Origin of the sequence: Mesorhizobium sp. M2A.F.Ca.ET.037.01.1.1, assembly GCF_003998075.1 — a bacterium.
In the GTDB taxonomy this organism is placed as follows: Bacteria; Pseudomonadota; Alphaproteobacteria; order Rhizobiales; family Rhizobiaceae; genus Mesorhizobium.
This window is the reverse complement of record NZ_RZSA01000065.1, coordinates 1-12377: the sequence shown is the minus strand read 5'-3', so window position 1 is coordinate 12377 and position 12377 is coordinate 1. Positions and strand designations below refer to the sequence as shown.

Here is a 12377-nt window from a genome sequence, read left to right as displayed (position 1 = left end):
TTCCGGCCGAGGCTCGTGATCTCAGTGCCGCCTTCCATGGCGATGGGCTGGCTTTCCGAGCGGCTCGCCGGCTTCGCCGCATCCCATGGCGCCGCCGATATATCGCTAAGAGGCGACGACGATCCGGTGCCCTTCGATCATGAATTGGTCGACATCCGGCTCTCTTACGGTCCTCATTATCGGGAGCATCCGACCGAGGAAATCGCCAGGGATGCCGTCTATCCCGTTTGCGCACCGACACTGGCCTCAACCAATAGCGAAAACCTTGCTGGCCTGCCGCTGATCCACACCGATTGGGGACCGACCGGCGCGTCCTTTCCATCCTGGCGCAACTGGTTCGAGGCGTCGGGAAGCGAGCCCGGCCGTGCGGCGCAGCGCGGCCTTTCGGCCAACTCCTCGCGTGCAGCACTCGATCTCGCCATTTCAGGGCTGGGCGTGGCGCTGGCGCAAGGCATCTATTGCGCGCAAGCGCTGGAGGATGGCAAACTGGTGCGGGCCGCCGCGCAGTCCTTGGAACTGCGCCAGCCCTATTGCCTGACGATCCCCGAACGCAGCGCGAGGCGCGATGCCGTTGCGGCGTTCCGGGAATGGCTGGTCGAGGAATGCCGGCGCGCCGTCGGATCGCCGGCGCTGGGCGTTGCTGCTCAGCGTCGTCTTTGACCGAATTGGCCTGCGGCGCGACGCGCCGGCTCGGCTACGGCTGCCTGTCGAACCGGCTGGGCACGCGGTCCGTCGGCAAATCCACCCGGCACGAGCCCAAGCACTATTATGGCGGCGATGAAACCGTATTGCAGAATGTCGAAGGTCAGTGGCGGAAGACTGCCGGGAAGAACCGAGATCGCGAGCTTCGGAGCAAGAATGCCGAACCCCACGGCGGCAGGCCAGCCAATGTCGCGCACGCGAGCAAACACCATCCAAATGATCGCAACGAGGGTGGCAAAGCCCATCGCCGCAAGCATCGAGATGTAAATCGTCCCGATGGCGGAGCTTTTTGCCTCCATGGCGATCGCCTGGGCGACGATGCCGGAGGCATGCTCCTCGGCGGATTTCGGAGCATCGTGCATCCCATAATCCGGGACTCTCAGTTCCTCGACAAAGGACCTCTGAGTACGGGCTATATTGTTGCCGTCAGCCGCATAGATTTGCTTCTGAACACCTTCTTTTGCCCCGACCAGAAAATGCTCGATCGGGTCCTTGGCAAAATCAAATCCGATCAAAAACACAAGAAGGAAAATGTAGAGTATTTGGCCGCAATTACCTGATTGAAACAGCCTGATCATCTTCTGAGAGCCTTGAGGCAATCCACAATACAGGCGGGATAGCAAATCGGGCTTAAGACGCAGTTAGACGGTTCCACGCAAATTGAGCAAACGGCTGCCGGGATCGTTGCTCAGAGATGCCCGGCCAGCGCAACCACCATGTCCTTGCTGCTGGCTACGGGAACGATCTCGAACTCCACGAGATCCGCCCATTCGATGACCCAGCGCTGCAGCACCGTCGCGTCATCGGCTTCGACCAGCATGAAGCAGCGGCTCATGTCACTCGCGATCCAGCTGTGATGCACCACGAGTTCATCCGGCTTCAGCCGGCCCTTGTCGCGGAAACGGCGGTAGATTTCCTTGCGGTCCGAACCGTGAAAATCCTCGATCACGAAGAACAGCATACTTTTCCCTCAGTTCGAATGATTCAGTACTGATGAAACCGAGGGAAGCGAGGAGGTGATGCCCAATTCTTCAATTCTCCAGTTCTTCAATTCCTCAGTTCCTCAGTTCCTGTTCCCCCGCCCCTACTTCTCCGGCCGCTCCAGACGTTCCAGGAACCACTGCGTCAGCCGCACCCAGAGCTCGTCCTTCTCGCCGGAATCCTCCCAGCCATGATCGAGATTGGGATTGTCGTTGACCTCGATGACGAAGACCCCGTCCGTGGTCTCCTTGAGGTCGACGCCGTAGAGGCCGTCGCCTATGCATTTTGCCGCCCGCACAGCCGTCTCGACGACATGCGGCGGCGTCTGCTTCAGTGTAAAGGTCTTGATGCCGCCCTGGTCGGGCTTGCCGCTGGCCTTGTGGTTGACGATCTGCCAGTGCTTCTTTGCCATCAGGTAATGCACGGCAAACAGCGGCTGGCCGCCGAGCACGCCGACGCGCCAGTCATATTCGGTCGGGATGAATTTCTGCGCGATCAGGAGATCGGAATCTTCCAGCCACTCCGTCGCGAGCTTGGTGAGCTCCGCCATGTTCTCGCATTTCTTGACGCCGCGCGAGAAGGACGAATCCGGTATCTTCAGCACCAGCGGGAAGCCAAGCGTCTGCGCCGCCACTTCGGAGTCGGAGGTGCCGGCGATCATCACCGTCGGCGGCACCGGCACCTTGTTGTAGGTCATCAGCTCGTTGAGATAGACCTTGTTGGTGCAGCGGATCATCGACAGCGGGTCGTCGATCACCGGCATGCCTTCCTGCTGGGCGCGGCGCGCGAAGCGGTAGGTGTGGTTGGAGATCGACGTGGTCTCGCGGATGAACAGCGCGTCGTAATTTGCGAGCTTGGCGAGGTCCTTCCTGGTGATCGGCTCGACTTCGACGCCCATCTTCTCGGCGATCCGCGCCCAATAGCGCAATGAGGAAATCTCCGACGGCGGCAATTCCTCATGCGGGTCGACCAGCGTCGCAAAAGTATAGCGCGCCGGCGTGCGGCCCTTGGTGTCGCGCCATTCGCGGTTGGTATAGGTCTCCAGGCATTGCAGGAAGAGCTCTTCCTCGTCTTCGGTCATGCGGGCGAGCGGCAGGAAGCCGATCTTGCGGATCGAGGCCCATTCGGCGCTGTCCTTGATGTGCACCTCCAGCGCCGGCGCGCGGAACCAGTCGAACAACAGCTTGGCGAAACGGTCCCAGACTTTCGACGGGCCGATGCCGAAGAAGATCGCGACCTTCGCCGGAAAAATCCCGCCGAGGTCCTTGCGGCATTTGTTCAAGGCAAGCTCGAGTTCCGGCAGCGCGTGCTCGTAGAGCTTGCGCTCGGACAGGTCGATCATCGTCTCGACGGTTGGGATCACCCTATGGCCGCGCGAACCGGCCAGCAGCGAAGCGTAGTAGCCGCGGCTCTGATAGCCGTAATTGTTCGACAGGTTGATCACTTTCGGCCGCTGGCCGCGGAACAGCGCCGGATGCGCGAGATAGTCGCGGTTGGTGATGATCTTGTGGGGTGTGGCCACCTGATCGAGATCGTTCTGCCTGCCCGTGAGGATTACCCAGGTCATTGTTCAGCGTTTTCCCAGAGTGATGGCGGCGCGCAGGCCGTCGCGGCCGAACTGCGCCATATTCATGAAGATGTCGTAGGGCACTGGAATGTTCGCGGCATCGAGTATGGTTTCCTGCCTTTCATCCTCGACCCATGGGTCGTGGATCAGGATATGGTCGCCATCGTCGCCGATGGCCAGCACCCAATGCGGCACCTTCTTGCCGAACATAAGGAATCCGCTGACCAGCACCAGCACCAGCTTGCCGTCGGCGAGAGCTTGGCGGATATCGCCGATGCTGAACGGACGGTAGTTGACGGGGATGCCGTAGAGTTCGGCGCGGCGGCGGAAATCGACCTGGGCGAGCTCCATCACGCGGCGCTTGTCCTCGCTCCTCACCGACTGCAGGAACAGCGCGCCGTAGAAGGAGACGAATATCTCGGCGGCAAGCCCGCTCTCATAGCCGGCGACGGCCAGGCCGAAAGGCTCGCAGCCGCCCGGACCCGACATCATGAAGACCGTGGTCGCCTCGCGCCACAGGCGGATTTCCATGACCGGATCGGGCACGAAGCCCCGGTGGAAATTCGCCATCGCCATCATCAGGCAGCAAGGGCCGCAGGTGAACTCGCAGGTCTGCTGGTAGAACGGCACTTTGGTTGCCGTGGGCGTGTCGCCGCGCAGCGTCTTTTCATAGCGCAGCGCGGTCGCGCCATCCTCGTAATAGTCGGGCTCGCGGCCCAGTTTCCGATAGCCGGCCTGCTCATAGATGCGGATGGCGCGATCATTGTCCTCGCGCACTTCGAGGCGCAGCAACAGCCGGTCGTGCTCGAAGGCCGCCTCTTCTGCGGCCGCGAGCAGGAGCCGGCCGATACCGAGCCGGCCGAAAAAGGGACCGACAGCGATGGAATAGAGCCGCGCGACGCCGCTGCCCTTGCGAAACAGCACCACCGCATAACCGGCGACCCGGCCCTCGTTCTCGGCCACCAGCATCTCGGCGGTTTCGCGTTCGATGAACTGGCGGAAGGAGCGGCGCGAGAGCCTGTCGCCCGGAAAAACAGCCTTCTCGATGGCGGCGAGGTCATCGACGTCTGACGCGCGGGCCTTGCGGATCTCGGCAGGCATGCGGGCTTGGGAGAACCTCGATTAGGTTTAAGAAACGGCCCCGGTGGATGCGTCGCGAATACTGGCCGAAGCGCCAGTATTCATCAAGCGCTATCGCTCCTTGATTAGGGCCGAATTGTGACAGTTTCCGCGGCGGCAGCAAAGGCTCGATCGTTTGAACAGAATTGCTCTTCAAGCGACTGCCGGCCGCCGAAAAACGCAGCCGGTTCAGCTCGATATGCCGGCCACGAGCTGGCCATAGGCGCTCTTTGCGACGTCCGACAGGCGCTCCGGCGGCAACGAGCCGACGACCGCGCAGGCGTAGCCCTTGTCGAGCCAATAGACTGCTTCCGGTCCGCCCGTCTCGGCCGCGTAGGTGCCCTTCGATGTCTCCGACGAGTCGGCGGTGACGTAGAGCGAGATGCGCTCGCCCTTGGCATCCTCGTAGAGCAGCATTGCCGCCTTGCCTTGCTCACCAGCCGGCAGCAGCCGGCCGCCGACCAGCTGGAAGCCCTCGGCCGCAAGATCGGGCGCGACCAGCTTCAGCCCGACGCGGTTCGACAGCCAGGTCTGGAGATGGTCCTTGTCGCTCGCCGGGACTTCGACGGCGTGGCGCTTCTCGGCAGCGTAGGTAACATGGGCGGCGATTGCCTGCTCGGCGAGCTGGTCGTCGCCTTCGCCGCCACGGGCGATGCTGTCGACGCCGGCGACATAGCCGCCGAGCCCGCCGACCGCTAGCATCACGGCAGCGGCAGCCGACAGCCACCAGCGCGAGCGCCAGGCCGATGCTTTTGCAGGCGCCTCGCCAAGCACGACCTGCCGCAGCCTCGCCGGCACCGGCTCGTCCATCACGCCCGCGAAGGCGGAGCGCATGGCGGCGCGGTCGGCAATGTAGCGCGCGGACTTCGCCTTCATCTCGGGATTGGCCTCGAGCCAGGCATCGTAAGCCATGCGCTCCTCGCCCGGCAGCTCGCCGTCGAGGGCCATATGGATATCGCGTTCGGAAAAATCGCGGCGGGTCATTTCTCGACGATCCTTATCGAGCGGCGGCGCGATGTGTCGTCGAGCAATCCCCGCAGTTCCTCGCGGCCACGCGCGATGCGCGACATCAGCGTGCCGGCCGGCACGCCAAGGATGTTGGCGGCCTCGGCATAGGAAAAGCCCTCGATGGCGACCATCACCAACGCCGCGCGGCGATCGGGGCTGATCGCCTGCAGGGCATCCATGATCTCGCGCGAGGCGATGGTCTCGACCTGCTCGGCGGGCGCGGCTTGGGCCTCACCGGCTTCGAGAGGCAGCATCGCCGCCTCGCCGCGCCGGTTGACCTTGCGCATCTGGTCGATGAACAAGTGATGCATGATCGTAAACAGCCACCTCCGGGGGCTTTCTCCAGTCTGCCAGTTGTCGAGCCGCACAAGCGCCCGCTCCAGGCAGTCCTGGACAAGGTCGTCGGCGGAATCGCGGTCGCGCAGCAACGAGCGCGCATAGCGCCGCAACCGCGGTATTTCGCTCAGGATCGCTGCCTTCTTGTCGTCCATGACCGCTTGTTTCGTGGTCGCCTTCCATCCCGATAGAACGCGCCTTCCCGACGCGGTGCAAGCAGTCAGCGCGAAGCGGCCGAACCGCTGCGATTACCCAAGCACGTGAATAACGCGGGCGCGGGCCGGTTTATTCCCGGCTATCCACTTGTTCCTGCAAGTTTTCAGGCTTATCCCGCGCCGCCCTCGTCAGCAGCCGCTGGTAGAACAGCCCGATGCCGATCAGCACCGCACCAAGGCCGATGAAGGAGAGCGCGCGCAGCACACCTTCCAGCTCCGACATGTCGAAGAGGAAGACCTTCACCACCGCGACCGCGATCAGCACCGCGGAGGCGATGCGCAGCACCTGCGATTTCAGCCAGACGCCGGCGGTGAGCAGCGCCACGCCGATGACCAGCCACAGCGCCGAATAGGTGTAGGTCTCGAGCTGGCCAAGCCCGCTCCACAAGGCGATGAACTCGCCCTTGAACAGGCGGCGCACCGAAAGCGTGGCATAGGCGAAGGCAAGCAGCGCGGCGATCAAGGCCAGCATCGCCGCATACCATCGCGGGCGCTTGTCGCGGACATAGAGCGCCAGCGCGACGGCGGCGGCGGCGATGGCCGGCAGCAGATAAGCGAGGAACAGAAGGTTGAAGACCGGGATCGTGCCGGTCGACTCATCCGTCAGCAGCGGGTTCAGCACCACGAAATGCTGAATGGCGATGAGGCCCGCCGAGATCACGCCGGCGGCAATCGAGCCATAGCGCAGAACCGAGCTCGGCGAGCGCATGTCGATGGCGACCAGTATGGCGCCGGCGCCGAGCGCGATGAGCGTGTAGATCGCCTGCTCGGCGAGGGTCACCGCACCGGTGTCGATAACGCCGCCATGCATCGCGTGGCGCACCAGCATGGCGATGGTGAGCAGCGCGAACAGCGCCGAGGCCGCCTCCATGGCAAGGCGCGGCCGGCCGCTGGTGGTGCGGGCGAGCTGCCAGGCGGCGAAGCCGAAGGCGATCGCCGGCACGCCATAGCCCGGCAGCAGCCAGTTGAAGACCGGTGTCCTCGACAGAAACGCCGCGCCGACGATGGTCGGATCGAAGGCGACGCGGCCGAGCATGGCGACCGCCGCACCCACCGCGATCCAGCCGAGCACAGGGTAAGAGCGCCAGCGCGTGGCCAGCGCCGGCAGAATGGCGGCGGCGCCAATCAGCACGGTCGTCCAGGCCGAGCCAAATGCCATGTGCAGCATCAGCAGGCCGGCAACGCCGGCGCCGCCCAACGCGAACGACACCGCCGGGCCGCCGGCGAGCGGCGGCGGCTCGGCGCGCGCGATCCATTCGCCGCCGGCAGCAAAGACGAGCATCAGCAGCAGCGCCGGCAGCGCATAGCCGAGGTCGCGGTCGATATCGCCGAAGGTCAGCCACAGGGCGGCCAGCACCACCAGCGGGGCAATGACGCCCCAGGCTGCCCAGCAAGCCGCGCGTGTCGCAGCGGTGGCGGCGAGGCGGCGCGCCGCCCAGAAGCCGGCGGCGAGGAAGATCAGGGCAAGCGCGATGCCGATGCGGAACGTCAGCGTGTCGGACGACGCCAAGGGCTGGGCGTCCAGCCCGACATCGAGCGCATCGGCGCCGATGGTGGCGGGCGGGATGATGCCGAGATAGATCAGCACGGTGGCGATGCCGGCGGCAAAGACCAGCGGAAGCGCGCGCGGCCGGTAGAGCGCCACCGCGACCAGCGCGGCCAGCAGGACGGCGCCGTGCAATGCATCGCCGGCGCTGGCAAAAGCCGGATCGACGGACAGGCCCAGCGCGCTTAGGGCGATGAAGAAGCCGGGCACGATCGATGGCCAGTCGAAGCCACGGGCCGCTTCGTCGCGGCCAGTGGTCAAGAACGGGGCGAGCCAGACGAAGGCAAGCACCGCCAGCGTGGCGAGGCTGATGAACAGCACGGCCGCAAGGTTCACGTCCGGCGCGTCGACCATGTAGAGGATGGTCCAGATGCCCGTGCCGGCGAAAGCGGCCGCCATAAGCGCCTTCCAGTCGCGGATGCGGGCGGTTGCCGCGCTCGCCGCAAGCACGATCGCCAGATAGACGAACAAGGCCCAGGGATTGGGCGCCTGCGATGCCACCAACGCCGGCGTGACCATGGCGCCGACGAGGCCGATGCCGGCCAGCGCCAGACCATGCACTAACGAGGCGCCAATGGTGGCGACGCCGATGACGCCAAGCAGCGCAAAGGCGGTCGCCGGCCCGATGAAGCCATAGATGCCATGCGCCGCGTAGACCGTGCCGAACAGGATGAAGGCGCCGGCGCCGGTCAGTATCGCGGGGATATAGGCGCTGGCGGCGCCCTGCACCGGCACCCTGAAGCCGGTGCGGCGGATGAATTCAGCGCCGGCAATCAGCGCCAGGCCGAGGATGCCGGCCATGGTGAGACGCACGCCGGGACCGAAGATGCCGGCCTCGATGGTGTAGCGAATCAGGAACAGGCCACCCAGCGCCAGCGCGATGCCGCCGACCCAGACCGCCCAGCGCGTGCCCAGCGCCGTCTCGACATCCGTCTGGCGCGCCGCCTTGGCGATACGGCCGACCCGGTGGCCGGCGCTTCGGCCACGGGTTGAGATTGCTTCGGTTCGGATGGCTCGGCGGATTGCGCCGTGGCCGGCCGGGCCTTCGTCCAGGGTCCGGCCACGGCCTCGCCTTCGGCGGCCTCGGGCTTTGCGACGAGCTCCTCGGCAACGGTCGTGCCGTCGGCCAACGGCGCGACAGGCGCCGCAACTGCCTTGGCCTCCTCGGGAAGACCTTCCTGCGCGATGTCCGCCTTGGGCGCGGACAGCGAAGCTCCCGACTGAACCAGGCCTCGGAGGATGCCGAGCTCGCGCTCGACCAGCGCGATGCGGTTCTGCTGTCGTGACACGATGACGAAAAGAGCTATGACGGCGGCAATGGCGATCAGGCTGAAAAACATGGTGGTTTCCCTCAAAACCAGACCAGTCGTGGTCAACAAATGCGGCGGTGACACGACTGACCCAAATCAGCGTCTTGCCAATCAACAAGATCGGGCCGGCTAACAAGATCGAGCATGTTTCGCGGCCGATTGCCAGCAACTTGCCTGGTTATCCAATGGCGGGCCGCCGAGGCTGTCGGTATTGCAGGCGAGATTGCGTGACCTCTGCCCCGAAGTACTCGTGCTAGTCTCGCGCGATCAAAGGAATGCCGTGAGGTGACCGATGCCGCAGCGAAGTGCCGGGCTGCTGATCCACAGACACACAGGCGGTGTGTTCGAATTTCTGCTCGTCCATCCAGGCGGTCCGTTCTGGGCGCGCAAGGATGAAGGCGCGTGGTCGATACCGAAGGGACTGATCGGCGACAATGAGGATGAGCTCGAAGCCGCCAAACGGGAAGTCGAGGAGGAGCTCGGCGTCGCCATCGACGGCGACTTCCAGCCGCTCGGCAGCTACAGGCAGCCGGGCGGCAAGATCGTGGGGGCATGGAGCGTCGAGGCCGATGTCGACACTAACGCCATCAAGAGCAACATGTTCACCCTGGAGTGGCCGCCAAAATCGGGAAAGATGAAGGCGTTCCCCGAAGTGGATCGGGCCGGCTGGTTTTCGCCGGCCGAAGCCGGCGTCAAGATCCTGAAAGGCCAGCGCTCCATGCTCGACGATTTCCTGGAACGGCGCGGCGCCGACTAGGCGTCTGCCCGCTATCCTGCCTCGCCCACACCCGCCTTCACCGCCGCATGATGCCGGCGTAGCGCGGCGAGGAAGCCGGCGCGGGCGTCGGGCGGCTCGAGGCCGCGCGGCTCGTAAACATGGCGGGCGAAGAAGAAGCCGCTCAGCCGGAAGGCGTCTTCCAGTGCTGCCGCGTCGGCGCGCAGGCCGGAGCCGCGCTGCAGAAAGGCTGGCAGTGCCAGCATCTTGTCGTGCCAGGCCGCACCCGCTTCGCGCGACACGGCGCGTCCGGACTTCGGCGAGACATAAGCGAGATCCTGTCTTGTGCCGGTCGCCGCGCATTGGCTGAGATCGAGGCCGAAGCCCAGTTCATCGAGGATGAGCAGCTCGAAGCGCGCCACCAGCTCGCCCGCCGCGTCGGCGTCGCCAAGATGGGAGATCATCACGGCAAGCGCCTCGTAGAGACCGCCATGGGCGTCGCGCTCGGGCAGGAGCCTCAGATGCGCGGCCATGGTCTGCAGGCCATAGACGGCAACCGCGCTGTCCATCAACCGCGCCGCGTTCATCTCGATCGCCTCGGCCTGGAAGACGCCGAGATGCTCGTCGAGCCGCGCCCGCCACAGAAGGTCGACGCGATTGCCGGGCTGCAGCACCGGCTGCTGCTTGCGCGAGCGCCCTCCCCGCACAAGGCCAAGATGGCGGCCATGGGTGCGCGTCATCACCTCGAGGATGGCGCTGGTTTCGCCATGCCTGCGGGTGCCGAGAACGATTCCCTCGTCGCGCCATTCCATGGATCGAGCTTTTCACCCGTTGCGCGGCGAAATCAAGGTTTCGACACGCCGGGCTCGATCTGTGCTGACATCCTCTGATCCCGTGTCAGGCCCAACGGCAATGATCGGCAAGCACCTCGTCGATCACGTGGCGCTGCCTTTCCGCCTCGGCCTGGTTGGCGTCGTGGCCGGCGACGGTGATCAGCGCCTTCCACAGCGCCCAGCCGCGGCCGCGCGCCCAGGTAGCGTCGTCGGCGGCGATGCGGGCGCGGAAGGCCTCCCGGCTTTCGCCTTCGAAGAAGGTCCACGCGATCGCCAGGTCGCAGGATGGGTCGCCGACGCCGGACGTGCCGAAGTCGATGACGGCGTTCAGGCGGCCGTCCTCGACCAGAAGATTGCCCGAGGCGACATCGCCATGAAACCAGACCGGAGAGCCAGACCAGGTGGCGGCAAGTGCGGCTTCCCAGACGGTCGTGGCGGCTTGGGCGTCGATCCGCCGTTCAAGCGCGGCGATGGCCTGCCTCGCCTCGCCGTCATAGACGGTCAGCGGCCCGCCGCGGTGGAAATTGTGCTCGTCGGGTGCAGGCCCGTCGGTCGGATCGATGCCCCTCAATGCGACAAGGAAATCGGCGAGCGAAACGGCGAAGACGTTGAGATCGGCGATGCGGCCGCTCTTAGCCGTCTCGCCCTCGATCCAGCGATAGATCGACCAATGCCAGGGGTAGCCTTCGGCCGGTCCGCCCACGGCCAGCGGCGTCGGAATCGGCAGTGGCAGGAGGGGTGCCAGTTTCGGTAGCCAGCGCTGCTCCTTCTCGACCTGCAGCGAATAGGCGGCCGCGCTCGGCAGTCGGACCGTCATCTCGTCACCAAGATGAAAAGTGCGGTTGTCCCAGCCGCCGAAAGCGACCGGGCTGACCGGCAGGCCCCGCCATCGCGGAAACTGCGTGTCGACCAGCCGTCGCACGAGACCGGTATCGATCGTGATCTTTGGATTATGCATGTCGCAGACCCTTACGGACCTTCTAAGCGACAAGCATCAATGGGGAAACTCCAGTCCCATCTCGCGGTAGCGCTCGGGATCGTCGCCCCAGTTTTCGCGCACCTTCACGAACAGAAAGAGGTGCACCTTCTGCTCCAGGATTTCGGCGATCTCGGTGCGCGCGGCCTGGCCGATGGCGCGGATCGTTTCGCCCTTGTGGCCGAGCACGATCTTCTTCTGGCTGTCGCGCTCGACATAGATGACCTGCTCGATGCGCACCGAGCCGTCCTTCTTCTCTTCCCATTTCTCGGTCTCGATATGCGAGGAATAGGGAAGCTCCTGGTGCAGCCGCAGATAAAGCTTTTCGCGGGTGATTTCCGCCGCAAGCTGGCGCATCGGCAGGTCGGAAATCTGGTCTTCCGGGTAATACCAAGGGCCAGCGGGCAACGTCTCGGCGAGATAGTCGAGCAGGTCCTTGCAGCCGGAGCCGGTGAGCGCTGAGACCATGAAGGTGCGCTTGAACGGCACGCGCTCGTTCGCGGTCGCGGCCAGCGCGAGAAGCGTCTCTGGCTTGACGCGGTCGACCTTGTTGAGGACGAGCAGCATCGGCTGGCGGACGTCCTTCAGCCGGTCGAGGATGGCGTCTGCATCGCCCTTGATGCCGCGCTCGGCGTCGATCAGAAGCACTACGACATCGGCATCCTTGGCGCCGCCCCAGGCGGTGGTCACCATCGCGGTGTCCAGCCGCCGCTTCGGCTTGAAGATGCCGGGCGTATCGACGAACACGATCTGCGCGTTGTCATGCGTGGCGATGCCGCGCACGATGGCGCGGGTGGTCTGCACCTTATGGGTGACGATCGACACCTTGGCGCCGACCAGCTGGTTGACCAGCGTCGACTTGCCGGCGTTGGGCGCGCCGATCAGCGCGACGAAGCCGGAGCGCGTCGGGGGAACTTCAGGGGTTTCATTTTCTGTCATGCCGCGCTCCATACGCCTTCGCGCAGCAAAAGAGTAGCCGCGGCGGCCTGCTCCGCCTCGCGCTTGGAGCGGCCGCTGCCGGTCGCCGGAGCAAATGAGCCGACCTTGACGCTGACGGTGAACAGCGGGT

The 12377-nt window shown here is 64.9% G+C and carries 14 protein-coding genes; 2 read left to right on the top strand and 12 right to left on the bottom strand.

Annotated features, from left to right (window positions below):
- Positions 1-660, top strand: a 660-nt coding sequence (locus EOA27_RS05780) for a LysR substrate-binding domain-containing protein (RefSeq protein ID WP_127255720.1), incomplete at its 5' end; no start/stop codon positions are given.
- On the opposite strand, the gene EOA27_RS05775 is transcribed toward EOA27_RS05780, so the two are convergent.
- The 8 genes from EOA27_RS05775 to EOA27_RS41970 all read right to left on the bottom strand — a co-directional run bounded on the left by EOA27_RS05775 (position 645) and on the right by EOA27_RS41970 (position 8814).
- The gene (locus EOA27_RS05775; RefSeq protein WP_126078302.1) at positions 645-1280 is read right to left on the bottom strand and encodes a hypothetical protein; all 636 of its coding nucleotides are present in this window, start codon (positions 1278-1280) and stop codon (positions 645-647) included. The two genes, EOA27_RS05780 and EOA27_RS05775, sit on opposite strands and share 16 nt — an antisense overlap.
- 110 nt (positions 1281-1390) lie before the next feature.
- Entirely contained in the window at positions 1391-1663 is a 273-nt protein-coding gene (locus tag EOA27_RS05770) for a DUF3303 family protein (protein ID WP_126078303.1), read from the bottom strand.
- A gap of 123 nt (positions 1664-1786) precedes the next feature.
- Positions 1787-3250 (bottom strand): RimK family protein, encoded by a 1464-nt coding sequence (locus tag EOA27_RS05765; RefSeq protein WP_126078304.1) that lies wholly within the window; start codon positions 3248-3250, stop codon positions 1787-1789.
- Positions 3251-3253: 3 nt separating this feature from the next.
- Positions 3254-4351, bottom strand: a complete 1098-nt coding sequence (locus EOA27_RS05760; RefSeq protein ID WP_126078305.1) for a GNAT family N-acetyltransferase/peptidase C39 family protein — start codon at positions 4349-4351, stop codon at positions 3254-3256.
- A 207-nt stretch (positions 4352-4558) separates the two neighbouring features.
- Entirely contained in the window at positions 4559-5353 is a 795-nt protein-coding gene (locus tag EOA27_RS05755; RefSeq protein WP_126078306.1) for an anti-sigma factor, read from the bottom strand.
- A complete protein-coding gene (locus EOA27_RS05750) occupies positions 5350-5868 on the bottom strand; it encodes an RNA polymerase sigma factor (RefSeq protein ID WP_126078307.1) in 519 nt (172 codons plus the stop codon). Before EOA27_RS05750 ends, EOA27_RS05755 begins: the two co-directional genes overlap by 4 nt.
- A gap of 130 nt (positions 5869-5998) precedes the next feature.
- Entirely contained in the window at positions 5999-8326 is a 2328-nt protein-coding gene (locus EOA27_RS05745; protein WP_245491036.1) for a DUF2339 domain-containing protein, read from the bottom strand.
- Positions 8326-8814 carry a hypothetical protein gene (locus EOA27_RS41970; protein WP_245491037.1) on the bottom strand — a complete coding sequence of 163 codons (489 nt, stop codon included), beginning with the start codon at positions 8812-8814 and terminating at the stop codon, positions 8326-8328. Before EOA27_RS41970 ends, EOA27_RS05745 begins: the two co-directional genes overlap by 1 nt.
- 262 nt (positions 8815-9076) lie before the next feature.
- On the opposite strand from EOA27_RS41970, the gene EOA27_RS05740 reads away from it, so the two are divergent.
- Positions 9077-9541: an NUDIX domain-containing protein gene (locus EOA27_RS05740; protein ID WP_127255718.1), complete on the top strand. Its 465-nt coding sequence runs from the start codon at positions 9077-9079 to the stop codon at positions 9539-9541.
- 11 nt (positions 9542-9552) lie between these two features.
- On the opposite strand, the gene recO is transcribed toward EOA27_RS05740, so the two are convergent.
- The 4 genes from recO to EOA27_RS05720 form a co-directional block, all read right to left on the bottom strand.
- Positions 9553-10311 (bottom strand): DNA repair protein RecO, encoded by a 759-nt coding sequence (recO, locus tag EOA27_RS05735; protein WP_126078310.1) that lies wholly within the window; start codon positions 10309-10311, stop codon positions 9553-9555.
- A gap of 85 nt (positions 10312-10396) precedes the next feature.
- Positions 10397-11290, bottom strand: a complete 894-nt coding sequence (locus tag EOA27_RS05730; protein WP_126078311.1) for an aminoglycoside phosphotransferase family protein — start codon at positions 11288-11290, stop codon at positions 10397-10399.
- Between the two features lie 36 nt (positions 11291-11326).
- Entirely contained in the window at positions 11327-12259 is a 933-nt protein-coding gene (gene era / locus EOA27_RS05725) for a GTPase Era (RefSeq protein ID WP_189342667.1), read from the bottom strand.
- On the bottom strand, positions 12244-12377 hold a 134-nt coding region (locus EOA27_RS05720), incomplete at its 5' end, for a putative dsRNA-binding protein (RefSeq protein ID WP_245491035.1). The genes EOA27_RS05720 and era, both read right to left, overlap by 16 nt.